Origin of the sequence: Erythrobacter aurantius (genome assembly GCF_023823125.1) — a bacterium.
GTDB classification, from domain to species: domain Bacteria; phylum Pseudomonadota; class Alphaproteobacteria; order Sphingomonadales; family Sphingomonadaceae; genus Erythrobacter; species Erythrobacter aurantius.
Map to the genome: position 1 here is coordinate 1,589,721 of NZ_CP090949.1, position 25,891 is coordinate 1,615,611.

General features: G+C 62.6%; 18 protein-coding genes and 1 tRNA gene. 5 read left to right on the top strand and 14 right to left on the bottom strand.

Going from position 1 to position 25,891, the window contains the following annotated elements; all coding sequences use genetic code 11:
* Positions 1-6: 6 nt before the first annotated feature.
* Entirely contained in the window at positions 7-1,680 is a 1,674-nt protein-coding gene (locus L1K66_RS07525; RefSeq protein WP_252260323.1) for an ArnT family glycosyltransferase, read from the bottom strand.
* 14 nt (positions 1,681-1,694) lie between these two features.
* Positions 1,695-2,708, bottom strand: a complete 1,014-nt coding sequence (locus L1K66_RS07530; protein ID WP_252260324.1) for a glycosyltransferase family 2 protein — start codon at positions 2,706-2,708, stop codon at positions 1,695-1,697.
* Positions 2,709-2,876: 168 nt separating this feature from the next.
* On the opposite strand from L1K66_RS07530, the gene L1K66_RS07535 reads away from it, so the two are divergent.
* From L1K66_RS07535 to L1K66_RS07545, 3 genes are all read left to right on the top strand, one after another.
* Positions 2,877-3,791 carry a DMT family transporter gene (locus L1K66_RS07535; protein ID WP_252260326.1) on the top strand — a complete coding sequence of 305 codons (915 nt, stop codon included), beginning with the start codon at positions 2,877-2,879 and terminating at the stop codon, positions 3,789-3,791.
* A 105-nt stretch (positions 3,792-3,896) separates the two neighbouring features.
* A complete protein-coding gene (glmS, locus tag L1K66_RS07540) occupies positions 3,897-5,720 on the top strand; it encodes a glutamine--fructose-6-phosphate transaminase (isomerizing) (protein ID WP_252260329.1) in 1,824 nt (607 codons plus the stop codon).
* 125 nt (positions 5,721-5,845) lie between these two features.
* On the top strand, positions 5,846-8,167 hold the full coding sequence (locus L1K66_RS07545) for a putative bifunctional diguanylate cyclase/phosphodiesterase (protein WP_252260332.1): 2,322 nt from the start codon (positions 5,846-5,848) through the stop codon (positions 8,165-8,167).
* Here L1K66_RS07545 and purQ read toward each other — a convergent pair whose 3' ends face one another.
* Both purQ and purS read right to left on the bottom strand, forming a co-directional pair.
* On the bottom strand, positions 8,168-8,857 hold the full coding sequence (gene purQ / locus L1K66_RS07550; RefSeq protein ID WP_252260335.1) for a phosphoribosylformylglycinamidine synthase subunit PurQ: 690 nt from the start codon (positions 8,855-8,857) through the stop codon (positions 8,168-8,170).
* The gene (gene purS / locus L1K66_RS07555) at positions 8,857-9,108 is read right to left on the bottom strand and encodes a phosphoribosylformylglycinamidine synthase subunit PurS (RefSeq protein WP_034952711.1); all 252 of its coding nucleotides are present in this window, start codon (positions 9,106-9,108) and stop codon (positions 8,857-8,859) included. Before purS ends, purQ begins: the two co-directional genes overlap by 1 nt.
* A gap of 268 nt (positions 9,109-9,376) precedes the next feature.
* On the opposite strand from purS, the gene L1K66_RS07560 reads away from it, so the two are divergent.
* A complete protein-coding gene (locus L1K66_RS07560) occupies positions 9,377-11,587 on the top strand; it encodes a TonB-dependent receptor (RefSeq protein ID WP_252260337.1) in 2,211 nt (736 codons plus the stop codon).
* Between the two features lie 94 nt (positions 11,588-11,681).
* Here L1K66_RS07560 and L1K66_RS07565 read toward each other — a convergent pair whose 3' ends face one another.
* The 8 genes from L1K66_RS07565 to infA all read right to left on the bottom strand — a co-directional run bounded on the left by L1K66_RS07565 (position 11,682) and on the right by infA (position 19,866).
* Positions 11,682-14,549 carry a M16 family metallopeptidase gene (locus L1K66_RS07565; RefSeq protein WP_252260340.1) on the bottom strand — a complete coding sequence of 956 codons (2,868 nt, stop codon included), beginning with the start codon at positions 14,547-14,549 and terminating at the stop codon, positions 11,682-11,684.
* Between the two features lie 100 nt (positions 14,550-14,649).
* Positions 14,650-16,716 carry a DUF3857 domain-containing protein gene (locus L1K66_RS07570; RefSeq protein WP_252260343.1) on the bottom strand — a complete coding sequence of 689 codons (2,067 nt, stop codon included), beginning with the start codon at positions 16,714-16,716 and terminating at the stop codon, positions 14,650-14,652.
* Between the two features lie 123 nt (positions 16,717-16,839).
* On the bottom strand, positions 16,840-17,643 hold the full coding sequence (gene purC / locus L1K66_RS07575; protein WP_034952715.1) for a phosphoribosylaminoimidazolesuccinocarboxamide synthase: 804 nt from the start codon (positions 17,641-17,643) through the stop codon (positions 16,840-16,842).
* Between the two features lie 25 nt (positions 17,644-17,668).
* Positions 17,669-17,743, bottom strand: a tRNA-Phe gene (locus tag L1K66_RS07580).
* A 116-nt stretch (positions 17,744-17,859) separates the two neighbouring features.
* Positions 17,860-18,051 (bottom strand): DNA gyrase inhibitor YacG, encoded by a 192-nt coding sequence (locus L1K66_RS07585; RefSeq protein ID WP_252260348.1) that lies wholly within the window; start codon positions 18,049-18,051, stop codon positions 17,860-17,862.
* The gene (locus tag L1K66_RS07590; protein ID WP_252260349.1) at positions 18,048-19,043 is read right to left on the bottom strand and encodes an Rne/Rng family ribonuclease; all 996 of its coding nucleotides are present in this window, start codon (positions 19,041-19,043) and stop codon (positions 18,048-18,050) included. The genes L1K66_RS07585 and L1K66_RS07590 overlap by 4 nt, the downstream gene beginning before the upstream one ends.
* Positions 19,036-19,608, bottom strand: a complete 573-nt coding sequence (locus L1K66_RS07595) for a Maf family protein (RefSeq protein WP_252260350.1) — start codon at positions 19,606-19,608, stop codon at positions 19,036-19,038. The genes L1K66_RS07590 and L1K66_RS07595 overlap by 8 nt, the downstream gene beginning before the upstream one ends.
* Positions 19,609-19,620: 12 nt before the next feature.
* Entirely contained in the window at positions 19,621-19,866 is a 246-nt protein-coding gene (gene infA / locus L1K66_RS07600; RefSeq protein WP_007163491.1) for a translation initiation factor IF-1, read from the bottom strand.
* Between the two features lie 244 nt (positions 19,867-20,110).
* Between infA and L1K66_RS07605 the strand changes: the two genes are divergently transcribed.
* Entirely contained in the window at positions 20,111-23,350 is a 3,240-nt protein-coding gene (locus L1K66_RS07605; RefSeq protein WP_252260351.1) for a TonB-dependent receptor, read from the top strand.
* Between the two features lie 13 nt (positions 23,351-23,363).
* Here L1K66_RS07605 and L1K66_RS07610 read toward each other — a convergent pair whose 3' ends face one another.
* The gene (locus L1K66_RS07610) at positions 23,364-24,203 is read right to left on the bottom strand and encodes an esterase/lipase family protein (RefSeq protein WP_252260352.1); all 840 of its coding nucleotides are present in this window, start codon (positions 24,201-24,203) and stop codon (positions 23,364-23,366) included.
* Positions 24,203-25,807, bottom strand: a complete 1,605-nt coding sequence (locus L1K66_RS07615; protein WP_252260353.1) for a WS/DGAT/MGAT family O-acyltransferase — start codon at positions 25,805-25,807, stop codon at positions 24,203-24,205. The genes L1K66_RS07610 and L1K66_RS07615 overlap by 1 nt, the downstream gene beginning before the upstream one ends.
* Positions 25,808-25,891 lie beyond the last annotated feature (84 nt).

A 25,891-nucleotide genomic window follows, 5' to 3' on the forward strand; every position in this document is an offset into this window, starting at 1 on the left:
CCGCGATCAGAATCCACGCCAGTATGGTCGTTCAGGCGGCGGGGCATCTGGCGCGCGCAATGCCTTGCCCCAGATGATCCCGGCTTCGCCGCCGCCGGTGTTTTCCAGCGTCACCATGCCGCGATCAAGCGCGATGATGGAGCCCGCATTATGTCGCGTTCCGTTGATGCTGATTGACCCGCCCGTGACGGTGTAGGGGCCGGTCACCAGCACTTCATAGCTCTCGCTCTGTCCCGCAGGCACGGTCTTGCCCGCCAGCCAGAACGGCCCCCAGAACGGGCGATAGGTCGCGCGCAGCACGGCCCTGTCATCCTCGCGGAAGCGGGCCTGTTGCGGCAGTCCCTGCATCACGGCGAGAAGGGTCGGGTTTTTTTCCGGTTCTGCCGTCAACAACAGCGGCACGGATTTGTCTTCCAGCAGATTGCGGAAATAGCCTTCGTCGCGGGCATGCTGGCTTTCGATCCCCCAAGCTGTGAGGAACCCGTTTTCCTTGCGATGGGCGGGCAGCATGTCGGGGAAGTCGATATAGCCTACCGGCTCGTCAAAGATCGTGTCTGCGGCGATCTGGATTTCGCGTTGCTGATCCTTGAAGCCCGGCCCGTCGACCGCCCAGACCACGATCCCGCTGATGGCGGCATAGGCGATCAGCAGTTTGAGGCTGTAACGCTCGGCAATCGCGGCAACGCCGATCACGCTGGCGGCAATCACCGGGGCCAGCATCATCGGATAGAAATAGGGCAGCGTGTTGCGATAGATCAGCAGGGCGGCGAGCGGGGCCAGCAGCCCGGCCAGCGCGATCATCTCGTCACGTGGACGGGTTTTCAGTTTGGCAAAGGCAAAACCGATTGCCGCCACCGCTGCGACCGAAATGATAGCCGCCTTCACCGCAAAATGGAGGTAGATCGGCATGCCCGCGAACAGCATCGATTGGCTGACCCCGCTGGCATAGGACGCGCCCGTTTGTGCATCGGCATCGCCCAGCACCGACCCGTGCCATAGATACAGCGCGGCAAAAGCAATCGCGGCCGATACCGGGATCGCGGCAATCCTTAGCGCGATTGCGGGCGCGAACTTCGCCTCTGACCAGCGCAGCCATGCGAGCCCGGCAAAGGCGGGCAGGAACAGGATCGTCTTGACCGTCACCATTCCGGCAAAGCCGACAAGCAATCCTCCCAAGGCAATCCAGCCAAGCGAGAGCCGCGACCGCGCGAGCACCGCAAGTGCGGCGACGAGCGGGGCGGTGGCGAGCGGATCGGTTCGGAAAGACCAGCCATGCTGCATCGTGAATCCGGCGGTGAGCCAGACGAGCGCCGCAGCCAGCGCGTATTCGCGGCGTGCGAACTTGCCGGCAATCAGCGCGATCGATGCCGCGGTGACAAGGGCGCAGGCGAGCATGAACAGCCGCCCGATGACGATGCCGTCAACACCGGTGCTGGCGATGCCGGGGATCCATTGGAACAATTGCACATGCAGCGTTTGCAGCGGGCGCAGCGCCTCGCCTTGGGTGAAATCGACGATCTGGCCGTAGAAGAAGAATTCGTCCCAGTTGATCGTCCGGGTAAGCGCGAAATGCACCTGCACGACGGCGATCACGGCCAGCGCGATCAGTGCCAGCCACGAATGGTCACGAGATGCATCCTGCGTGGGGGCAGGGACTTCGATGGTTTCCATGCGGCTCATGGGCTTGGGCAGGCTTACCCGGCTTTGCGCAGGGTTTCGGTGGTGTCGAGTGCTGCGGGCGCGCTTCGCTGAGCCTCCGCCTCGATCAGCTTTTCCTCGATCCGGCGCAGCTTGAGCATGTTGGCTTCGAGCAGTTTGCGATTGGTTGCAATCAGATCAGCCAGAATGCCAAGCGTCGCCACCAGTACGCCGACGGTGAGCAGCGCGCCGCCGATCACCAGCGATTGCACATGGCCATCGCCATCGCCGCTGAAATAGAACCACAGGAAGCGCCCGATTGGAACCAGCCCGGTCAGCGTCGCCAGCATGCCAAGGCCGACAAACACCCGCAGCGAATTGAAAGTGGTGTAGGCGCGCAGGATGGTAACGCCGGTCTGCTGGATGAAGCGCGGGATCGACTTGAACAGGCGCGAAGGCCGGGTCGCGGCATGGGTGCGGATCGGTACGCTGGTGATCGCCAGCCGCTTGCGCCCTGCCTGGATCAGCATGTCGGTGGTGTAGCTGAAATCGGTGGTGATGTTGATGCGCTGCGCTGCGTCGCGGCTGATCGCGCGAAAACCGCTGACGGCATCGGTGATGTCGGTCGCCGAAAGCGTGCGAACGACATAGCTGCCAAGCCGTTGCAGCATCCGTTTGCCAAGGCCGAAATGTTCATTGCGGGCAACCGAACGATCGCCGATGCAGATATCGGCTTCGCCCGCCACGACAGGGGCGACAATCTTGGCGATGTCCGCGCCTTCGTACTGCCCGTCGGCATCGGTGTTCACGATGATGTCCGCGCCTTCGGCAAGACATCGATCGATGCCCGAACGGAAAGCTTCGGCGAGGCCGCGGTTGCGGCGGTGGCGAACGATGTGATGCACGCCCCATCGCCGGGCGACACCCGAAGTGTCATCCGAACTGCCATCGTCGATGATCAGATATTCGATCGTATCGACCCCGTCGATCTGGCGCGGCAGCTTGGCGAGAGTCGCCGGCAAGGTCTCCGCTTCGTTAAGGCAGGGAATCTGGATGATCAGCTTTGTCATTGGTTCGGTTAGGCCCCCGTTGGCACTCTTTGAGCACCGGTTCAGGGTGGTGTTACCGGGAGGGGTTTAAGCAATCGTAAACCATGATGATGTTGGCGAGCGCCCGCTCTTGCCTTTCGGTTTGGCTTGGCCCACGGGGGCGCATGATTAGGCCATCTGGATCATTCCATGACCCCGCATGAACGCAGCGGTCTGGGCTATGCTGTCGCCGGGTTCGCCATCCTTTCGATGGGAGACGCGGTGGTAAAGAGCATGGCGGGTGAATGGCCGCCCTATGCGGTTGCCGCCTTGCGCTTTTCCATTGGCGCCTGCGGGCTTTCGCTGCTGCTGCTGCGCCAGGAAGGGCCGCGCGCCTTCATCCCGCAAAAACCATGGCTGCAGGTCGCCCGCGGTCTGTGCCTCGCGCTTGCATCGGTCTGCTTCTTCTCAGCGATCTACATCATGCCGCTGGCAGAAGCGCTGGCGATCGGGTTCCTGTCACCCATCCTGACGCAGGCCTTTGCCGGGCTGCTTTTAGGGGAAAAGGTGCGGCCCAAGGTCTATCTCGTTTCGATTGTCGCGCTTGCCGGGGTGGTGATCATCCTGCGGCCCAATCTCGCGCTGCTGGGGTGGGGCGCCTTGCTGCCGTTGGTTTCGGCCACGTTCTTTGCGTTGCTGATGGTATCCAATCGCGCCAGCGCCGGCCAAGGCAGCGCGCTGTCGATGCAGGTTTTCGTCGCTGCTTTCAGTATTCCCATCCTGATTGCCGTATGTATCGCCGCCAAGGTTTCGGGCGTGCCGGAACTGGATTTCGGCTGGCCCAGTTGGGATGTGGTGCTGCGCTGCGCCGTGGTGGCGGTGACGGCCACGACCGCCCATTGGCTCGCCTATGTCGGCACAAGCCGCGCCGGTGCGGCACAGGTCGCGCCTGCGATCTATGTGCAGTTGATAGTCGCAGTCGTGCTGGGCTGGGCGTTTTTCGACGACGTGCCCGATCTTTACACCGGAATCGGAGCAAGTTTGATCATCGCATCCGGACTATATCTTTGGCGAGACGGGTTGAAGGCGAGCGCGCCTTCGATAAATGCGGGTGCACGGCCATAAAACCTTGGTTATCGAGCTTTCCTTCAAGGCTTGTTCAACCTTACCGGGTTAACCACCCGACTTCAGCTTCAGCATCGCCTCAAGGCATCAGGGGAAATCAGGACAATGTGCGGCATTATCGGGATCGTGAGTTCGCATCCGGTGGCAGATCGACTCGTCGATGGTCTCAGGCGGATGGAATATCGCGGCTATGACAGCGCCGGGGTTTGCACCCAGTACAATGGCGAGATGATCCGGCGCCGCGCCGAAGGCAAGCTGCTCAATCTGGTTGGCGTGCTGGAACGTGAGCCTGCCCCAGGCAATGTCGGGATCGCGCACACGCGCTGGGCCACGCATGGAGCGCCCACAGCAGCCAATGCGCACCCCCATGCGACCGAAGAACTGGCGCTGGTGCACAATGGGATCATCGAGAATTACAAGGCCCTGCGTGAAGAACTGGCCGACGAAAACCGCACCTACCAGAGCGAGACCGATACCGAAGTCGCCGCCCATCTGATTTCATCGCGGGTCGAAAAAGGAATGTCACCGCAGGAGGCGGTCGCCGATGTCCTCCCCCGTCTGCGTGGTGCTTTCTCGCTTGCCATTACTTTCCGCCAGAATCCCGATCTGCTGATAGGGGCGCGACTCGGCTCGCCTTTGGTCGTGGGATATGGCGATGGCGAGATGTTCCTCGGCTCGGACGCGCTGGCGCTTGCTCCGCTGACGCAGCGGATCACTTATCTCGAAGAAGGTGACTGGGTGATCATCACGCGCGACGGTGCGCAGATTTTCGATGCCGAAAACAACCCGGTCGAACGTGCGATCCAGGCTTCAGGCGCTTCGGCAGCTGCAGTGGAAAAGGGCAATTACCGCCACTTCATGCAGAAGGAGATCTTCGAGCAGCCCACAGTGGTGGCGCAAACGCTCACCTCCTACCTGCGGCGCGAGGACAATTCGGTCGCCCTGCCGCAATTCGATTTCGACATTTCCGGGATAAAGCGGCTGACGATCGTGGCATGCGGCACGTCCTATTACGCCGGTCTGGTCGCCAAATACTGGTTCGAGCAGTTCGCCCGTGTCCCGGTCGACATCGATGTGGCATCGGAATTCCGCTACCGCGAACCCGTACTTGAGGAAGGCGGACTGGCGCTTTTCATCTCTCAAAGCGGTGAGACCGCGGACACGCTGGCCGCGCTGCGCCATTGCAAGGCCGAGGGGCAGACGATCGGCGTGGTCGTCAATGTTCCGACAAGTTCGATGGCGCGCGAGGCTGATCTTTTGCTCCCGATTCATGCCGGGCCTGAAATCGGGGTCGCTTCGACCAAGGCTTTCACCTGCCAGCTTGCGGTGCTGGCCGCGCTGGCGGCGCATATGGCGGTGAAGAAAGGGCGCATGACCCGTGAGCAGGAAAAGGAAGTGGTCGGCCACCTGCTCGAAACGCCCGCCGCGCTCAACGCCGCGCTAGCGCATGATGATGATATTGCGGCGATGGCGCCGCTCATCGCTCCGGCGCGCGATGTGCTTTATCTGGGGCGCGGGCAGGACTTTCCATTGGCGCTTGAGGGCGCGCTGAAACTTAAGGAAATCAGCTACATCCATGCCGAAGGTTACGCTTCAGGTGAAATGAAGCACGGCCCGATTGCACTGATCGACGATGAGGTTCCGGTGGTGGTGATCGCCCCGTCTGGTCCGCTGTTCGAAAAGACCGTCTCCAACATGGAAGAGGTGCGTGCGCGCGGTGGCAAGGTGGTGCTGATTTCCGACGCCACGGGTATCGAAGAGGCAGGCGAGGGCTGCCTTGCCACGATCGAAATGCCGGTGGTCCACCCGCTGATCGCTCCGCTGGTTTACGCGATCCCGGTGCAACTGCTCGCCTATCACGTCGCTGTGGTCAAAGGCACCGATGTCGATCAGCCGCGCAATCTCGCCAAATCGGTAACGGTGGAATAGGCGGTCTTACGCGCGAAATTTTTTGTTTCGCTGGCCCCCGCTTTACCCACTTCTAACCTTTTGAGGTTAACCGCCGGAGGGTGAGCGACCCGATTTCCCATAAGCCCGCGGCTATCCATGAAGAATTGCCGATTTCCGCCGTACTCGGCTTGTCGGATAATGGCGACATCGATTGGGCGCGTTTGCGCAGCCTGCAATATGCGGCGCTTGCAAAGCTGACATTCTACCGCGCATTCGTTCATGCCTTCCTCGGCATCTTCGTGGCGCAGATGTTCATTCCGCACATCAGCCTGATGTGGATCGGGCTTTGGCTTGTCGCCCTCGCTGCCGTTCACACCCGTGGCCTGATGGTCGATCGTAGCTTTGCCGATGCAGATCAGCGCAAGGTTTCACGTTCCGAATTCACGCAGCATAATGCGATTTCGCTGGCATCGGGCGTCGTCTGGTCTGTGCCGCTGCTGTTCTTCGCCCCGTATGCGCCGGGTGCGGAAACAGCGGCGTTGTACATCGTGGCGATGCTGCTCATGACCCTTTCGGTCTATTACTACACGACTTCGCCAATCAGCATCCTGCTGTTTTCGGGGATCATCTCTATCGCCGCCATCGTCCAGCCTATGCTGGCGGGGCAGTGGACCCTGCTGGGCGCTGTGATCCTGTTCCAGATCGCAACCGTCGTCGGTACCGTTAAGGTCGGGCGCACCTATCTCGCGGCGCGCCTTGCCGAAGACGCGGTCACCGAGAAGGAAGAGGTCGTGTCGCTGCTGCTGCGCGAATTCGAAGAGAACGAAGCCGATTGGCTTTGGGAAGTCGATCCTCAGCGCCGCGTACGCTCGGTCAGCCCGCGCTTCGCCTTTGCGCTCAACGCAACCGACCGTGAAGTCGAAGGACGCCCGCTGCTTGAACTGATCGCGGGCGAACGATGGGAAAGCGGCGATTTCGCACCCTGCCTGCATGATCTGGCTGAGCGGCTGCGCAACCGGGAAAACTTCTCCAACCTGATCGTCCAGGTTTCCATCAAGGGCGAAGAACGCTGGTGGGAGCTTTCCGGCACGCCGATGCGTGACGAACGTGGCAAGTTCGTCGGATTCCGCGGAGTGGGATCGGATGTCACCGAACAGCGGCTTTCCTCGGAAAAGATCGCCTATCTGGCGCGCTTTGACACGCTGACTTCGCTGCCGAACCGGCTGATGCTTACCGAAGCGCTCGAAGAAGCTTTGAAGTATGCCCAGCATTGGCGCACGCGCTGCGCGCTGCTGATGGTCGATCTCGACCGGTTCAAGGCGGTCAATGATTCGCTTGGCCACATGACGGGCGACAAGCTGCTGGCGCAGGTTTCCGCACGGCTTCAGGCGCTGATGGGCGACAATGCGCTCGTCGGGCGCCTGGGTGGCGATGAATTCGCGATCGTCGTGCGTGATGCGAGCGATCCGGAGTTCCTCCGGCGGCTGGCGGGGCAGGTGATCAAGAGCCTGTCGGAACCCTATCTGGTCGACAACCATACGCTCTATGTCGGCGCCAGCGTCGGCTCGGCCATCGGTCCTCGCGATGGCCGCACAGTCGAGGAACTGATGCGCAATGCCGACCTTGCGCTTTATCAGGCGAAAGACATCGGTGGCGGTGAACACTGCCGGTTCGAACCCGTGCTGCACGCCACGGCCGAAGAGCGCCGCCAGCTCGAAGTGAGCCTGCGCAAGGCGCTGGGCCTTGATGAATTCGTGCTGCACTATCAGCCGGTCGTCGATGCCCGCACCGAAGACGTGGTCAGCTTCGAGGCGCTGGTGCGCTGGAACAGTTCGGAGCATGGCTTTGTCAGCCCGGGCAAATTCATCCCGCTTGCGGAGGACACGCGCCTGATCGTGCCGATCGGCAAATGGGTGCTGCGTCAGGCCTGTTTCGAGGCGCGCAACTGGCCCGAGCACGTGAAGATCAACGTCAACGTTTCACCGGAACAGTTGCTGGAGCCGGACTTCCATCAGGAAGTGGTCGATGCGCTGGCGGCTAGCGGCCTGCGGCCTGAGCGGCTTGAGATCGAAGTCACCGAAAGCATCTTCCTGCGCGATGCCAGTGTTGCCCGCAATGCGCTGGAGCAGGCGATGGCGCTGGGTTGTTCGATCGCGCTTGATGACTTCGGGACGGGCTATTCCTCGCTCGGATATCTGCGCAAGCTGCGGTTCTCCACGATCAAGGTCGATCGCACCTTCGTTCAGGGCGCGTCACAGGGCAGCAACGAAAGCCTCGCCATTATCAACGCAGTCGTCGCCATGGCCAAGAGCATGAACATGACGACGACGGCGGAAGGCGTCGAAGATGCCGATCAGGCCGAACTGATCCGCAATCTTGGCTGCGACAAGATCCAGGGCTTCCATTTTGGCCGCCCCATGTCGAGCGAGGAGGCGCGTCGCCTGTTTACTTCGGGCGACGGTGGCGGAATGCGGCTGCGCGCCTGATCACGCGGCCACAAGCGCTCCGACCACGTTTTCAAACAGCTTGCGCCCATCTGCGCCACCCAAAGACGGGTGCGCGGCGGGCTCCATCGCGCGTTCGGGGTGCGGCATCATGCCGAGCACACGGCCGTTGGCGCTCAAGACACCCGCAATGTCGCGCTGTGAGCCGTTGGGGTTGTTGGCATAACGGAACGCCACCCGGCCTTCGCCCTCAAGCGCGTCCAGCGTGGCCTGATCGGCAAAGTAATTGCCATCGTGATGCGCGACTGGGATGCGGATGTGCTCGCCCTGCGCGAATCCGGTGGTGAAAGGCGAGCTCGTGTTCGCAACCTCAAGGTCGACGGTGCGGCACACGAATGTCTGACCGGCATTGCGCATCAATGCGCCGGGCAAGAGCCCGCTTTCGGTTAGCACCTGAAACCCGTTGCAAACGCCCAGCACCGGAACGCCGCGTCCCGCCGCTTCAACGACGGCGCGCAGGATCGGGCTCTTGGCCGCCATCGCGCCTGAGCGAAGGTAATCGCCATAGGAAAAGCCGCCGGGCAGGGCGATGAAATCGAGATTGTCCGGCAGATCGGCATCTCCATGCCAGACACGCAAGGCCGGCTGGCCCGATACCGCTTCGATCGCCACCGCCATGTCGCGGTCGCAATTGGAGCCGGGAAAGGTGATCACGGCGGCGCGAAAAGCCATCAGGCCGGTTCCTTCTGCCCGTCGAGCTTTTCGATCGCGAAATCTTCGATCACCATGTTCGCGAGCAGCTGTTCGCACATTTTCGTCAGCGTTTCGTCGCTGGTGCCATCGGCCACGTCCATTTCGATCAGTCGCCCGATCCGCACGTCTTCCACTCCGGCAAAGCCGAGGCTGTCGAGCGAGTGGTGCACGGCGCGACCCTGAGGATCGAGCACACCCGGCTTGAGGCGGACGAGGATGCGAACTTTCATGATTCTGGTCCCGGCAATTGGATCAATGAGGGCGGCTATAGCGTTTCGCCCGCGAGGCGCAATCGCTGCGCATCGCTCTTTCCTCGGCATTTGTGGTCACAGTCCGGTCAGGAAGTGTCTCTCTTGCGCAACAAGTGTCAAAAGAATGCCACAGAATGCGGGTTTCCCGGTGCGCAGATGCGCTCTCAACTCGCCAGAATCACGCAAACCTGTCAGCGGCGAATTCCTCTCTCCACCCGTCGTGAGTGATCAACCCCAAGAGGATCCCATGTCACACCGCATCACCACCGCCCGCCGTTTCTGGGCCACCACCACCATCTTCACCGCTGCCGCCATCGGCTTTGCCGCCCCTGCCGCCGCTCAGGACGCCGAAGAAGGCGCGAGCGAAGGCCAGCTCGGCTCGATCATCGTCACCGCCAACCGGCGCGAGGAAAACCTGCAGGACGTCGCCGTTTCGGCTGACGTGCTGGATCAGGGCCGCATCGACAACATCTTCGCGGCTGCCGCCGACACTACGGCGCTGGCAGGTTCGGTCCCCGGCCTGAACGTTGAAAGCTCGAATGGCCGTGTCGCTCCGCGTTTCTACATCCGCGGTCTTGGCAACACCGATTTCGATCTCGCCGCATCGCAGCCGGTTTCCGTCATCATGGATGACATCGTGCTCGAAAACGTGACGCTTAAGAGCTTCCCGATCTTCGACGTTCAGCGCATCGAAGTGCTGCGCGGCCCGCAGGGCACGCTGTTCGGCCGCAACACGCCTGCCGGCATCGTCAAGATCGACACGGTAAAGCCCGACACCAATGAAACCGACGTGCACGCCGGCCTTTCGTTCGGTTCGTTCGATACCATCTCGTTCACCGGCGCCGTCGGTGCGCCGATCGTCGAGGATGTTCTGGCATTCCGCGTTTCGACCCAGCTTCAGCGTCGCAGCGACTGGATCAGCAATGATTTCACCGGCGAAGAAAACGTCATGGGCGGCTACACCGATTTCGCCGCTCGCGGCCAGTTGCTGTTCACGCCGGGCGATGCATTCAGCGCGCTGGCACAGGTCCAGTTCCGCGACCTCAACGGCAGCTCGACCTTCTTCCGCGCCAATGCGGTCGCAGCGGGCGACAACGATCTGGTGCCCGGTTTCGACCGTGAAACCGTTTCCTACGATGGCGGTGGCGGCAACAATGCCGATTACCAGCAGTGGGGCGCGACGCTCAACATGAGCTACGATTTCGGCGGCGTCACGCTGACTTCGATCACCGGCTATTACGAGAGCGAAGGCTCCAGCCGCGGCGATGTCGATGGCGGCAACCTGGTGACGGGTCCGGGCTTCATCCCGTTCCCGGCCGACACGCAGGATTCGATCGATCTCAAGCAGTACACGCAGGAAGTGCGCCTCGCCTCGAATGGCGATGGTGCGCTCTCGTGGCAGGTCGGCGCGTTCTATTTCGACAGCGATTTCGACGTGACCACGGTCGGCTTTACCTTCCCGCCGCCTGTCACCGTCAACCACACCAACGAAGCCTGGGCGGTGTTCGGCCAGCTGACCTATGAGCTGACCGACATGCTGCGCGTCACCGGCGGCCTGCGCTACACCGACGACGAGAAGGACTTCTTCGTGCGTTCGGGTGCCGCGCCTCAGCCGGTTTCGGTGCAGGACGACAACATCGACTGGGACATCAGCCTGTTCGCCGATGTCAGCGATGACACCAGCGTCTATGGCCGCGTCGCGAACGCTTTCCGCGCGCCGACCATTCAGGGCCGTGACGTTGCCTTCTTCGCCGCGCCCAGCGTCGCGCAGTCGGAAAACATCACCAGCTACGAAGTTGGCTTCAAGAGCGAGCTGGCCGATCGCACGATCCGTCTAAACGGCGCGGTGTTCTACTACACGGTGGAAGATCCGCAGTTCACCGCTGTCGGCGGCGCGGGCAACCTCGTCCAGCTGATCAACGCCAACGAAGGCGAAGCCTGGGGCTTCGAACTCGACACCGCGTTCCAGATCACGCCGGAATTCCAGGTCACTCTGGGCGTTGCTTACAACGACACGCAGATCAACGACGATACGCTGGCCGTGGGCATCTGCGCGCAATGCACCGTCACCGATCCGACGACCGTGATCGGCGGATCGACCCGCGCACTGGTGGACGGCAACCCGTTCCCCAACGCGCCGAAATGGAGTGGGGATTTCACCGCGAGCTACACCATCCCGGTTGGCGCGCGTGACGAATTCTTCATCTTCACCGACTGGACCTATCTCGGCCAGACCAACTTCTTCCTTTACGAGAGCCTCGAGTTCAACGCTGACAGCCGTATCGAAGGCGGTCTGCGTGTGGGCTATCGTGGGAATGACGGTGAGTACGAAGTGTCGTTGTTTGCTCGCAACATCACCGATGAAGTTAACGTGCTTGGCGCGATCGACTTCAACAACAACTCGGTGTTCGTAAACGAACCGCGCGTGGTTGGCGTTGCACTGAATTTCAACTACTGAGGAAATTCGGGGACCGGAGGATAACCGGGACTGAACAATCTAAGGGCCGACGGGAGGCGACCTGTCGGCCCTTTCTTATTGCCAGAAGTGCGGCCTAGCCCTCTTCGGGCAAGACCACGATTTCCACCGCTTCGCCCGGCACGAGATATTGCAGGGCTTCGGCTTGCAATTCCTCTGCTGTGATCGCGCGCAGCATGTCGGGCGCGACGAACCAGCGTTCGAGCCGGTCTGGCTGGCTTTGCGCGCGGTCGGCAAGGTTCATCCATCCGCCCGGTGACTTGAGCGCATTGTCATAGGCTTCGAGCAAGGGCTTGCGCGCGCGTTCCAGCACGTCCGCATCGACCGGGGCGGCCCGCAGATCGGCGATCAGCTTGTCCATCGCGGCGCGGGTCGCCTCGACTTCGGCGACATCCACCGACGCGCTGAGCATGAAGGTGCCGTACCCACGATAAATCCGGCTCATGCCGCTCGATGCGCGGGGGGAATAGGCCTGCCCCAATTCTTCGCGCAGGCGATCGGTCAGTTCGAGCTGCACCACGCGCGCCAGCAGGTTGACGCGCATGGTTTCGCCGTGATCGCTGTCATCGGTTGTGGGCCAGATCAACCGTACCAGCGCCTGATCATCCTCGCCCTGATGGCGCAGCACATGCTGCGTGCGGTCTTTGGTGAAGGTTCGCTGGCGCGCTTCCTCACGCGGGAGGAAATCGGCCTCGCGCGGGGGCAGGGCGCCCAGCGTCCCGGCAACCGCGGCTATTGCGGCGTCCTCGTCGAAATCGCCCACCAGAGCCACTTCGATTGCGCCCTGTTCGAGCCGGTCCGAGATTGCGGCGCGCAATTGATCGAAATCGAGCGCTTCGAATGTCTCGCGCGGTTGCAGGCTGAAGCGCGGATCATTGTCGGACAGGATCGCGCCCGCTGCAGTGGAATAGGCGCGGCCCGGCGTCGAATTGAGCGTTTCGAAGAAATTGGCGATGCCGCGGCGGAACTGCTCGATCCCCTCCTGCCGGTATCCGGGATCGGTAAGCCCGGCAGTCGCCAGTTGCAGCTGCAATTCCAGATCGCGCGGGGTCGTGCCTCCGATCGCGGTAAAGGCATCGCCATTGCTGGCAATGCGCCAGCCGACGCTGCGCCCGGCAAGGATCGTCTGCAATTCGTCGCTGCTGTGCGCGCCGAGCCCACCCGAAGGCATTGTGCTGACAAGATAGGTCTTGAGCGGATCGTCCACGGTGTTGAGCAGATCGCCACCGTCGAGCGCGATATGGAACACGATCTGGTCCTTGCGGATATCGGTCGCCTTGAGCGTCAGGCGCACGCCATTGGCAAAGGTGATGTAGCGGAAGCCGAGCCGTTCCTCGTGCGTGTCGGAAACCACCACGCCCGGTTCACCAAAGTCACCGTATGCGAATTCGACAGCGCCTGTGTCCTCGGGCGGGGCGATAGGCATCGCCATGCCTTCGGCAAAGGCGGCGCGCAGCGCCTCTTCCCCGCCTTCTGGCGCGGTGCGGCCCTGAAACCGGATCAGCGGATCGTCGAGCGGCGCAGCATCGGCCTTGAGCGCGGCCAGTATGCGCTCGGGCGTGAAATCCGCCTGCTTCGCCTCGAACTGGGCCAGTTGGTAGCTTGCTTCTGTCGGGATGCGCTCGCTGCTCACCAGCGCCAAAGCAGCCCCGGCAAGCGCCTGATTGTTGCGCGTCGCTTCGCCTTCGACCCGGTTTTCAAGGGCGGTGCGGATATTGGCGAGCTGTTCGTTCAGTTCGGCCTGGGTAAAGCCATAGGTCAGCGCCTGATTGAGCTCGCGCGTCGCCGCCAGAACGCCCTTGCGCCATTCGCCATCCTCGCTCGATATCGAAAGCGTGGTGCTGCGCGCGTCTTCAAAGATGTCGCCGCTGGAGAAACGGGCGCTGCGGAAGGGTGCTTCTTCACCGCGGGCAAGGCGGGCGAGGCGACGGTTGATGATGCCGTATCCGATGGCACGCAGCGATCCTTCGCGGCGGTTTGCCTCGGTATCGGGCAGGTCCTGCCACGGGGCGAGCCGATAGAGCGAAACGCTCTCTGACAGGGCGGGATCAAGGTAGATATCCGTCTCCCCGCTGCGGGTTACATCGACCGGGCCGGTTTCCGGTTCCACCGGGGCAGGGGCGGCCTGCCAGTCGGAAAAGCGCGCGCGCAGGGCGGCTTCCATCACCTCGACAGGATAGTCCCCGATGATGACCAGCACGGTGTTGGCGGGAGTGTAGGTGCGTTCGTACAGCGCCCTGATCTGCGCGGCGGTGGCGGTTTCCAGCACCTCCAGCGTGCCGATCGGCAGGCGTTCACGGAATCGTGCGTCTGGCGCGGTGAATTCGAAACTGTCCTCCTGCGCGCGCTGGGCATAGCCGCGCCGGTCGCGCCTTTCGGCGAGGATCACGCCGCGTTCGCGCTCCACCGCGTCCTCGGCAATGGTCAGCTCGCTTGCGGTCTCCCGCATCAGCATCAGCGCGGTGCCGAGCAGTTCTTCGTCATTGCGGGGCAGGTTGAGCATGTAGGTGATGGCATCGAAGCCGGTCGAAGCATTGGTGTCCGCACCAAAGGCCAGCCCTTCGCGTTCCAGCAGTGACACCATCTCGCCTTCGCGAATGTTCTTCGACCCGTTGAACGCCATGTGCTCTAGATAGTGCGACAGCCCGCGTTCGGTGTCGGTTTCGTCTAGCGATCCGGAATCGATCCGCATCCGCACCACCGCTGTGCCTTCGGGCGTGGCATTCTGACGCAAGATGTAGCGCATGCCGTTGTCGAGCCGCCCGAACACGAAGCCGGGATCGACCGGCACGTCGCTGTCTTCGAACACCCAGAGCGGTTCGCTGGACGCCGCTTGTTCGGTCTGCGGGCTTTCCTGCGCGGCGAGGCCCTGTGCCAGGGCGATGTTGGGGAGGGCGAGCAGCAGGCCGGCGGCAATCGCGGCGGTCGGTCGGAAATGTCTCATCACCGCCTTTGCTGCCCGATGGGGCGGTCAATCACAAGAATATTCAGGCATTTCGCCGGGGATCGGGCCGCCATCGTCCAGCGCGATGCGGGTGAAGAGATCACCCAGCCAGAACGTCCGGCGGCAGGCACGGGGGGTTTTCGCCCGTCCAGTCGATCTCATAGGTCGCCGGAACTTGCCTCAGCCTGCCATATCGAGTGCCCATGCCGGACGGATCATACGACAGGACAGCCATCGAATTGTCGAAATTGGCGAGCCTGCCGTTGTCACGCTCTGCCTTTTGCACCGGGATTTCCTGTTGTTCGACACGGCTGCCGCGAACCATGCGCAGCGTGTGATCATCGCGCAGTTCCATCATGCGATAGAAGTTGCGACCATAGATCAGCGTGTCGATGGTGGAGTTGAACCCCCAGTTCTTAAGGTCGGTCCCGTCGGGCAGGCGCACTGTCGTCGCATAGCAGGTGTAGATCGGGTTCTGGTAGAACGGGATATCGCCACTTTCGCCATCGCTTCGTTGACGCCGCTCGGGCGGGTAGAATCCGCCGCCCGGCAGTATCAGATCATAAGCGCCGCTGCCTTCGTCATCCCAATCGACCGGACCTGTGCCGGTGATCGTCAGGATGCTCGCCTGCGTTCCTTTGTCGAAGCGATAGGCGATGCTTTCGATAGTGTCCCATTCCGCGCTGCCTTCCAGCCGCGAGCGCAGCGCCGCCTCAAGCTGGTTTGCCGGGACCCCCGACAATTGCAGATATTGCTGCAATCCCGCGATACCGCGCGCCATCGTGGTGCTGACCCGCCGCGCGGGTGCGTCGAAACCGGCGCGGGCATCGATTTCGATCAGGCCCATTTCCTGCGGCAGATCGAACACCCGATCAGGCAGCCGCTCAAGCTCGCTCCCCGCTTCAGTCAGCGGCAGCACCCATTGGTAGGGCAGGAAAGGATCGGTTCGCCCGTCGATCACCGCAGGCAGCGTCCCGTCGAGGAAGTAGTCCTTTCCGCCAATCTTCGCGCGCACGATGATGTGATCGAAATGGCCGGGGTTGGGCAGCTTTGTGTCGAGCCCGTCAGTTGGCACGCTGTTGTTGACGAGCACCCCCTGCGCCTCGATCCCCATTGCGCCCAGCAGCGCCAGCAGCGCCAGCAGCAGCGCTGTCTTGCCCTTGCAGTCGCCATAGCGGCGGGTCCACGTCTCATCCGCGCTTGCGGGAGTGTAATTGCCGCCATTCAGGCCGATGTAGATGTAGCGGATCTGTTGCTGAACGAGTTCGAGTGCGGCCTGAGCGCGGTCGAGATCATTGTCATGGCTTTCTGCGATGATCGCGGCCTCTGCTCGCAAAGGCGAATCCGGCGCGAGCGTCGCGGCGTCGGCATAGAGCGCATGAAAGCGGCCCGACACCGCTTCCCAGTTGTCGAAATCGGAGAATTCGAGAATCCGCGTCCAAGAGTATCGCGGCGGGGCGTTGCGCGGGGGAGTAACAATGCCGGGGTTTTCGAAATCGAGCGAGATCGCATTGCCTGTGCGGCTGGCGACTTCGACGAAATCCTCGGTCATGCGGACTTGCGGTTCCTGCCCGTCTTCCCACGAAAGCCGGAGCGAGAAGCGGCCCGGAGGCGGCGCATCGCCAAGGAACAGCACGCCATGGCTGATGTCGCGCAGCGTGGGATCGTGCAGCGGCACGGTGTAGGCGATTTCCAGATCGTCGCCCACGCGCAGGTCGGGTACCTGCAGCACGGCGGTGAGAGTGCCCGTCAGCATCGCCTGTTCAAGCTGGTCTTCGCGCCGGAGAATTTCGAACGAGGTCTGGCCAAGCACGTCGATCTCGCGCGGGCCGCGCCGGATTTTCAGGCTGTGCACCACCGCGCGGCCCGCTGCCGGGTTCCAGCTGATCGCGATGTTTCCCGCCTGCAGCGCTTGCGGCTGGAGAATGCGGATCACCTGGCTCTGGTAGGAATAATGGCCTTCCTGCGTCAGATGCGCGATCGTGTCCTGGCTGCGATAGAACACCAGCCCCTGCACATCCTCGGGAACGGGCAATGGCTCGGAGGTCGTCACCCATCCGGGTGCCGGCTCGATCGCGATTTCGCTGTTATCGGCAAGCGCCGGTGCCACTGCCGCGAAAGCCACGCTGGCGGCCATCAGCCGACCGGCGGATCGGATGCGATTCATTGATGCTCCCCATTGCTGCGGCGACAAACCCGGCCATGGGGCGCGCGTCGCAATCCGGTGCATTCTTGCACAAACGGCGCGTCGATCAAGCACTTGCAGCGAGCAAACCACCCGCAATCCGCGCTATTTCTTGATGGGCGGGGCACCGCGCAGACGCGAGCGGTGGTGCGACATGTCGAACACTTCGCCCGGGCCGTTATCTTCGCCCTGAAGCAGGCCAAGGCGGCGGGCGACTTCGCGATAGGCCTCTTCCTCGCCACCCAGATCGCGGCGGAAACGATCCTTGTCGAGCTTTTCGCCGCTGGCCATGTCCCAAAGGCGGCAGCCATCCGGGCTGATTTCGTCAGCAAGGATCACACGGCTGTAATCGCCATCGAACAGGCGTCCGAATTCCAGCTTGAAATCAATCAGGCGGATGTCGATCGCGGCGAACATCCCGCACATGAAATCATTGATGCGGATCGCCATCGACGAAATGTCGTGCATCTCTTCGTGGCTAGCCCAGTTGAAACAGGCGATGTGTTCTTCCGCGATCAGCGGATCGCCCAGTGCATCGTCCTTGAAATAATATTCGATCAGCGTGTGCGGCAGCGGTTCGCCTTCTTCGAGGCCCAGCCGCTTGCAAATCGATCCGGCAGCGACATTGCGCACCACGACTTCGATCGGGATGATTTCGACCTGCCGAATCAACTGCTCGCGCATGTTGAGGCGGCGGATGAAGTGCGTCGGTATGCCGATGTGCGAAAGGCGGGTGAAGACGTGCTCGCTGATGCGATTGTTGATCACGCCCTTGCCGTTGATGGTGCCTTTCTTTTCCGCGTTGAACGCGGTGGCATCATCCTTGAAATACTGGATCAACGTGCCCGGTTCAGGACCCTCATAGAGGATCTTGGCCTTGCCTTCGTAAATTTGGCGACGACGGGACATGCACGAAACCCCCAATTGCAGCGAATGGTGCCCGGGGGCGGATTTGAACCACCGACACGCGGATTTTCAATCCGCTGCTCTACCCCTGAGCTACCCGGGCATTCGCTGCGGCGTCGGGGTTATAGCGCAATGCGCTTGCCCCGGCGAGCAAATGAGAGCGGCCCTATGGCGAAGCTGGGCGGGGTTGGCAAGAGGGGAATCGAAGCTTTTGGACTATTACTGCCGATCCCGGCCATCACCCCACTCGTTGGCGGCGATGTCTTCGGGGTTCACCGGCTCTCCGGGCAGGGCGTATCCGTCGCCAAACCACTGCGCGAGATCGCGGTCCTTGCACCGTTGTGAGCAAAACGGGGTGAAGTCTTCGCTGCGCGGCTTCTTGCAGATGGGGCAGGGGCGTTGCTTTGTCATCGCGGCACAAGCTGGGCGTGGGGCGCTTCCAATGCAAGGCCGGGACCGGTTTCAATCCGCACATCGCGGCCCGTCCTGCGGCGCAATTCATCGAGCCATTCGGGCTTGATCTTTGCCTTGAGCGCGGGGTGGATGGTGAGAAGCGTAATGCCGGGCCCTTCGACCATTTCCGCCCTTCGCAAAGCGAGCCGCGCCGCCGCACCGACCCGGTGGCGGGAAATCCGCTGGAGCAGCGATGGCTGGCCCATGCGGGCGATAATCTGGACAAAGCCGAATCCGTTCATTGCGGTGCGTTCATGCGACCAATCGGCCAGCAGGATCGCCAGCCTGTCGTCCACCGCCTTGCGATCCGATTTGTCGAGCGCGGGGAAATCGATGCCGATGTTGCCGCCGATGTTCATCCGCGCAAGCGTACGCGCCAGTACCGGAAGCCCGTTGAAATATAGGGCTTCGAAATGATCGTTCAGATCGACATCGATCAGCGTCATCGCCGGGGTGTCGGACAGGATCAGCGCGCCGCCCGAAAAGCTGACATCGCCGCTCCACGCCTCGCTCCACAATTCTTCCCAGCCGCCGTTGTCGGGAAAGCGGCGGACGATCCGCGCTGTGCCGCCATCCGATGCGATCTGTTCGGCAAGGCTGGGGGCAGGGCGCAAGTCGCCTTCGCTGTAGACCGCCTGTGCCAGCTTCAGCCGACCTCTTTCGGCCAGCGATTCGCGGGTGACTTCGACCCGCACTTTCGCGCCTTCGCTGGTGTCGCGCGGCAGGCGGGCAGCGTGGGCAAGCTCGCCATTGGCGAAGCGCACCGTTCCCCGGCGGCGCTGGCCCGCGTGGGGCTTGAGTTCGATAACTGTCGCATCCTCGACCTGACCGAGGGTGATGCCGCCGGGCCAGTGCAGCCGGCCGGCGACAATCGTGTCGCCATCGAGCAGGATCGCGCGGCTTTCCCCGATCCCTTCCTCGATCAGCCACTCAGGCGCGCTGTCAGCCAATGTCGAAACCCGCCGATTTGAGCAGCGCACGCGCTTCATACAGCGGCAGGCCCATAACGCCTGAATGGCTGCCCTTGATCCATTGCACCAGCCCTTCGGCCGCGCCCTGGATCGCATATCCGCCCGCCTTGCCTTGCCATTCGCCGCTGGCGAGATAGGCGGCGATTTCCTCGTCAGAGAGGTTCTTGAAGCGGACGACGTTCTCGTTAAGCCGCTCGCGCACAGTTCCGTCGGGCATGCGCAGCACCACGCTGGACATAACCACATGCCGCCGCCCCGAAAGCAGTTTCAGGCAGGCGCGGGCCTCGGCTTCATCTTCGGTCTTTGGCAGGATGCGGCGTCCAGCGGCGACCACTGTGTCGCCCGCCAGCACAAATCCGGGCGCCTCCACCGCAAGCGCCTTCTCCCGCCCCATGCGCAGGGCATAGTCGCGTGGCCGCTCGTCCTTCAGCGGGGTTTCGTCGATATCGGCGGGGGTTACCGCATCGGGTTCCAGCCCCAGCCGCGCGAGCAGGTCCCGCCGTCGCGGGCTTGCCGATGCCAATGTCAGGTGAAGCGCGCCCATCAGCGCGTCAGACTATTGCGGGCCGGGACCGCCGCGGCCCGGCATGAAGCGATAGGTGATGCGCGCCTTCGTCAGATCGTAAGGCGTCAGTTCGCAAAGCACCTCGTCACCCACCAGCACGCGGATGCGGTTCTTGCGCATCTTGCCTGCGGTGTGGCCCAGCACTTCATGGCCGTTTTCAAGTTCTACCCGGAACATCGCATTGGGCAGCAGCTCGACGACGCGCCCGCGCATTTCGAGAAGTTCTTCCTTGGCCATGTAATTCCTTAGCTGATTGCCTGATGAGGTTGGTTGCATTCGAACGACGTTCGTCGGTCTGGGCGCGCCATTTAGCGATGGTGAGAACAAAAGGGAAGCCTCGTGCGTTAGTGGGCCAGACCAAGCGCGCGGGAACACGCGGGAACATATGGCATCCGCGCGCGTCCTCATTACGTTCATACTGTTGCAAGCCGATACAATTCAGGTGCTTGCCCGATACTGGTGAAAGCTCAAAAGGGCCTCAATGATCCGTAATCCCCTCTTCCGGCCCGCCTTGCTGGCGGGTGTTGGTTTTGCCGCCCTGACGGCGCAGCCTGCATTCGCGTCCGAGAACGCGAACGAAAACAACGCGCCCCAGCAATCGGCGCAGGAGCCCGTGTCGGCCCAGACCGGCGCGCCCGATGATGAGGTGATCGACACCGGCGGTGCAGGCATCGTCGTGCGCGCCCAGCGTCTGCGCGGACAGCTTGATGTCGAACAGGCGCCGCTGCTCGAACTGGCCGAGGCCGACATCGCGGCAGAGGGCGTCACCTCCGTTGCCGATCTGATAACGCAGATCACCGCCCAGACGGGTTCTTCGCGCGGGCGCGGCGGTGGCGGACAGCCGGTGATCCTGATCAACGGCATCCGCGTCGGCTCTTTCCGCGAATTCGCCAATTATCCGCCCGAAGCCCTCGCGCGGGTCGAGGTGTTTCCCGAGGAAGTGGCGCAACGTTTCGGATTTCCGCCCGATCGCCGCGTTATCAACCTGATCCTGAAGGACAATTACCGCAATACGGAGGTCGAATTCGAATTCGAAGGTCCGTCGCGTGGCGGATTTCACCGGCGCGAACAGGAAGTCGGGTTTCTCCAGATTGCCGATGGCGCGCGCATCAATGCCAATTTCACCGCGCAGGACACGTCGTTCCTGACCGAGGACGAACGCGACATCATCCAGACGCCGGGTTCGGTATCCGATGTGGCAGGCGATCCGGCGCAGGCGCAGTTCCGCAGCCTTGTCGCCGACAGCCGATCGCTCGACGGCAATCTCAGCTGGGCCAAGGCGATCATCGACAGCGGCATCTCGCTGTCCGCCAATGCCAGCTATGAACGCAACGATCGCCGCACCTTGCAGGGGCTCAACACCGTCCTGCTTACCAATGCCAATGGCGACAGCGCGCTGCGCACCTTTGGCGAGGATACCCCGCTCGAAGTGCGCACTTCGGAAGATGCCTTCCGCGCTTCGGGATCGCTGACGAAGCCGATCAACGCCTTCCGCCTGACCAGCACATTTGATGCCGGATACTCGGAGAACGCGCAGGAATTCGACCGTCGCCTCGATACCAGCGGCTTGCAGGCCGATGCGCTGGCCGGGACGCTGGCGATCGACGGCACGCTGCCGACTTCGGCGGAAGCCGGGTTCGACACCGCGCGCACCCGTTCCACCAATGCGACCACACTCACGACCTTGCAGGGGCCGCTTGCCAATCTGCCGGGCGGTGAAGTGCTTGCGACTTTCGATGTCGGGTACGACTGGACCAATCTCAAGACTTCCGACACCCGCAACAACCTGCCAGTCGACCTGACGCGCGGCGATTTGTCGACGGGCGTCAATCTGGTGGTGCCGATTACCAGCCGCCGTAACGGGTTCGCCGATGCGCTGGGCAGCTTCACGTTGAATGCACAGCTTGGCCTCAATCGCCTGTCGGACTTCGGCACTTTGGGTGATTACACCGTCGGGCTGAACTGGTCGCCTTTCGACAATCTCGATCTGTCGGTGAATTACATCGAACGCGAAGTCGCGCCCGGCCTGCGCACGCTGGGCGATCCCGAAGTCGAATTCCTCAACACTCCGGTGTTCGACTTCGTCAATGGCGAAACCGTGCTGGCAACGGTGGTAACCGGCGGCAATCCCAACCTGCTGGCGGAGACCCAGCGCGACTGGAAATTCGCGGTCAATTGGGAACTGCCGTTCTGGGAAGGCACCCGTTTCGGGGTCGAGTACATTCGCAACCGCTCTGACGATGTGACGCGCGGTTTCCCGACGATCACTTCCGAAATCGAAGCCGCTTTTCCGGATCGCATCCGGCGCGATGCCGACGGGCGCCTGACCTTCATTGATCGCCGCGCGGTGACCTTTGCCGAGGAACGCGCCGAACGGATCAATTTCAGCCTCAATTTCCGTGGCTCCATCGGCGCAGGCGAGCAGGGCGGACGCTTTGGCGGCGGTCGCCCCGGTGGCGGCGGCAGTGGCGGCGGGCGTCCGGGCGGCGATGCTCCGGCACCGGCCGAGCCGACGACAGCCCCTGCCGAAGCGCCCGCAACTCCCGCCCGTGGCGGCCCGCCGAGTGAGGAGCAGCGCGCCGCCTTCATGCAATTCCGCGAACGGATTTGCGCAGATGACGGTCTGGACGTGCTGATGCGCCTGATCGAGGCGGTGGAGAATGGCGAAGACCTTTCCTCCATCGTCCCCGGTTTCGATGCGCAGCGGTTCCAGCGTCTGCTGGCGCAGGCGCGCGACGAGAACGGCAATATTGATCCTGAGCGTGTCGCCGCTTTCCGTACCCGGATTTGCAGCTTTGACCCCGCCACGATGGGCGGCGGGCGGCGCGGCGGTGCGCCCGATGGCGAAGGTGCTCCCCCTGCCGGAAGGCCGGGTGGTGCTCCGGGTGGACGGCCTGCAGGGCCGATGGGCGAAGGTTTCGCCGCGTTCCGCGCCATCGCTTGCGGCGAAGACGGCGAGGCGCGCATCCGCGCTCTGATAGCCCGCATCGACGCCGGCGAGGATGTGTCGGACGAACTGCCCGGCTTCGATCCCAACATGGCCGGTTTCATCCTTGATCGGCTGCGCGGCGACGATGGCCAGATTTCGTCCGAACGCATTGCTGGAATGCGCGCGCGTTTCTGTTCGAGCGAAGGCGGCCAGCAAGCTGGCGGCGCTCAGGATGGAGGCCGGGGCGGTCCACCGCAGGGGGCAGGCGGTCCTCCGGCTGGCGGGTTCAACCCGCTGGCGCAGCGCAGCTTCCGCGGTTTCCGCTATTTCGTATCGCTCAACCACACGATCGAGCTGGAGAACGAGATCCTGATCGCGCCGGGCCTTGCTCCGCTGGATCAGCTTGACGGGCAGGGCACGGGTGCATTCGGCTTCCCGCGTCATTCCTCGCGGCTCGAAGCGGGGATTTTCGGAGCCGGGGTCGGGATGCGTCTGTCAGGCCGCTACACCGGCGAAACCCGGCTTGCAGGGTCGGGACTGCCCGGATCGAGCGACCTTTTCTTCGGCGATCTGGCGACTTTCGACATCCGGATTTTCACCGAAGTCGGTCAGCTGGTGGGCAAGAACGAAGGCGCGCTCAAGAACCTGCGCATTTCGCTGAGGGCAGACAATCTGTTCGATGCCCAGCGCCGCGTGACTGACCAGAACGGCGACACACCGCTGAATTACCAGCCGTTGCTGATCGATCCGGTAGGCCGATACCTGGGCCTCGACATACGCAAGTTGTTCTGACGGGCTGAGCGCCTCAAAATACCAGCTTGGGGAACAACAGCTTGTGGCGGGCCTGCGGCTCGAACGGTGACCATTCACCTTCGGGCTGGGCCAGCCGATCCGCCAGCGCGATCATCACCGATGGGTTCACGCCAAGCCCACAATGGCTGGCGTAGACCACGATGTTTTCGCTGGGGTGGCCGTTGGTCTTCTTCGGGTCCTGCACGCTGCCGCGCCAGTGGACAATGCCGTCGGTCTTGGTCAGCACCGAAGTCGTCGGCACCGGCGGCGCGATGTCGAGCCCCCGGAATTGCCCGTCGCGGATATTCTCCGGTTCGTCCCCGTTGAAGAATTTGAACAGCCGCGCCGCGCTGGTGTGGTTGCGATCATCGCTGATCGGACTGCCGAGGCTGATCACCAGCCGCACCTTTTCCGGCTGAAGCTTGGCCAGTTCGCGCGCCAGCACGCCGCCAAGGCTCCATCCAACCAGTGAAACCGGTCTGCCGCTTTGGGTGTAGAGCCGGTCAAGCTGCGTCTCCAGCTTGTCGATCAGTTCCTCGTTCACGCGCACATTGCGGCCCGAATCCCAGCCATGCGCGTCATAGCCCAGTTCTGACAGCAGGCCGCGCATCGGGCGGGTGGAATTGTTGGTCGCCATGAAACCGGGCAGCGTCAGCACCGAATGGCCATCGCCCTTGGGCAAGGTCGAAAGCATCCCGCGCACCGCGTAGAAAGAGGCGAATTCGAACATCGCCCGGCCTTCGGTGTAGGTCCAGAACCGGTTTGGCGGTGTGGGGATGTGCTTGGGGATCTCGCGTGCCGCTTCGCCTTCGTTCAGGACAAGGCTGCCCCGTGGTGGTGCCATGCTTGCCATTATGCGCTCTCCTTGGGGCCCTTGCTTGTCGTTCTCTTCGTGGCCGGGCGCGGGGCCCTTTTGGCCGGGGGTTTGGCCTTTGCCGCCGGTTTTTTCACGGCGGGTTTCTTGGCGGCGGGTTTTCGGGCCGTGGGCTTCTTGGCTGCCGGTTTGCTCGCGGGAGCCTTGGTCGCACCTGCTTCCAGCGCCTTCGCCGCCGCCAGCATGTCGTCAAAACTGTCCTGCAGGCACTGCGAATAGAATTCCGGATCGGGCATGATGTCGCGGCAGGCGGTGAAGCTGATGTAGGCTTCATCGACATAGCTTTGCACGACATGGGCAAGGCCCAGCCCGTCCGTCAGGCAGATCAGCGACAGCGCCATGCTTTCAAGCCGCGCGCCCGAAGAATAGATGTGGATCGGCGGGCCGGGCACGTTCGTCACCACCGTGTTGAACGGCATGGCAAGCCGATGGGCAAGGCTGACCCGGCTGAACAATTGCGCACCCAATGCCATGTAAAGCAGCGGGTTGACCTTGCTCACTTCCGTCATGGTGCGCGCGCCCAGCGCGTTCGTCATCGCCTTGGAATTGCTGGTCTGGCGATAGACGTATTCCAGCCGTTCCTTGGGGTCGGAAAGGTGCGAACCGAGCGGGGCGATCATTGCCGCCACCTGATTGCCCATGTCGCCTTTCTCTTCGCCCGAACGCACCGAAATCGGCGCCATCGCCGTCATTGTTGTCTTGGGCAGATCGCCCTTGGCGGTCAGATATTTGTTGAGCGCGCCGCCCACCACCGCCAGCGCCACGTCGTTCACTTTCGCTTCGGGAAGCAGCGCGCGGATCGCCTTCATGTCGGCAAGCGGGAAAGTGCGCCCTTCGACCACGCGGTGCGGCGAAATCGAGCGGTTGAAGCGGGTGCGCGGCGGGACGAGATCGGTCGTCAGCTTGAAATCGCGCGTCACCAGCCCGCGGATCGCCTTGGCAATGCCGGGCACGGCCTGCGCCGCGACCTGCGCCTGTTTCAGCGGATTGAGCAGCGTGTTGACGTAGCTCTTGCCCAGCAGTTCGACCGCGCTCGGAATTTTTTCGGGTTTCCAGTTGTCGGGCTGGTTGGGAGGGGCGGTGCTGGGGGTGATGGTGTGCAGCGCCTCCATCAGGTCGATCCCGCTCATCCCGTCAATCGCGGCATGATGCACTTTGGTGACGAAGGCAAAGCAGCCCTTGGGATAGCCGCGGACGTTGTCCAGCCCTTCGACCACGGTGAATTCCCAAGGCGGCCGGTCCAGATCGAGCGGGCGGGCATGGATGCGCGCGGCCTGGATGCAGAGCTGCCGCCAGTCCCCCGGCTTGGGCAGGGCGACATGGCGCACGTGATATTCGAGATCGAAATTGGGGTCTTCGATCCAGTACGGGTAATCAAGATCGAACGGCACCCGCACCAGCCGCTGACGCATGGTCCGTGACAATTGCATGCGGCTTTCGATGAAGCCGAGAATGTCCTTGAAACGCACGAACCCTTCCGGCGCGGTCGCCGGATTGTAGATCAGCACACTGCCGATGTGCATCGGCGAATTGGGCGATTCCAGCGCAACGAACGAGGAATCCATGCCCTGCAACTGGCGCAAAGGGCTCTCCTTGCAAACATCCCCATGAATGGCCCGTTTTCGGGCTCTGGCACGGACGTAAGGATGTTTCAGTGCGGTTACAAC

Excerpts from the sequence above, each read along its gene's own strand:
- infA (WP_007163491.1), bottom strand. The coding sequence starts at position 19,866 with ATGGCCAAGGAAGAACTTCTCGAAATGCGCGGGCGCGTCGTCGAGCTG.
- L1K66_RS07525 (WP_252260323.1), bottom strand. The coding sequence starts at position 1,680 with ATGAGCCGCATGGAAACCATCGAAGTCCCTGCCCCCACGCAGGATGCA.
- L1K66_RS07560 (WP_252260337.1), top strand. The coding sequence starts at position 9,377 with ATGTCACACCGCATCACCACCGCCCGCCGTTTCTGGGCCACCACCACC.
- L1K66_RS07595 (WP_252260350.1), bottom strand. The coding sequence starts at position 19,608 with ATGGGCGCGCTTCACCTGACATTGGCATCGGCAAGCCCGCGACGGCGG.
- L1K66_RS07570 (WP_252260343.1), bottom strand. The coding sequence starts at position 16,716 with ATGAATCGCATCCGATCCGCCGGTCGGCTGATGGCCGCCAGCGTGGCT.
- purC (WP_034952715.1), bottom strand. The coding sequence starts at position 17,643 with ATGTCCCGTCGTCGCCAAATTTACGAAGGCAAGGCCAAGATCCTCTAT.
- purS (WP_034952711.1), bottom strand. The coding sequence starts at position 9,108 with ATGAAAGTTCGCATCCTCGTCCGCCTCAAGCCGGGTGTGCTCGATCCT.
- glmS (WP_252260329.1), top strand. The coding sequence starts at position 3,897 with ATGTGCGGCATTATCGGGATCGTGAGTTCGCATCCGGTGGCAGATCGA.
- L1K66_RS07610 (WP_252260352.1), bottom strand. The coding sequence starts at position 24,203 with ATGGCAAGCATGGCACCACCACGGGGCAGCCTTGTCCTGAACGAAGGC.
- L1K66_RS07530 (WP_252260324.1), bottom strand. The coding sequence starts at position 2,708 with ATGACAAAGCTGATCATCCAGATTCCCTGCCTTAACGAAGCGGAGACC.
- L1K66_RS07585 (WP_252260348.1), bottom strand. The coding sequence starts at position 18,051 with ATGACAAAGCAACGCCCCTGCCCCATCTGCAAGAAGCCGCGCAGCGAA.
- L1K66_RS07535 (WP_252260326.1), top strand. The coding sequence starts at position 2,877 with ATGACCCCGCATGAACGCAGCGGTCTGGGCTATGCTGTCGCCGGGTTC.
- purQ (WP_252260335.1), bottom strand. The coding sequence starts at position 8,857 with ATGGCTTTTCGCGCCGCCGTGATCACCTTTCCCGGCTCCAATTGCGAC.
- L1K66_RS07565 (WP_252260340.1), bottom strand. The coding sequence starts at position 14,549 with ATGAGACATTTCCGACCGACCGCCGCGATTGCCGCCGGCCTGCTGCTC.
- L1K66_RS07605 (WP_252260351.1), top strand. The coding sequence starts at position 20,111 with ATGATCCGTAATCCCCTCTTCCGGCCCGCCTTGCTGGCGGGTGTTGGT.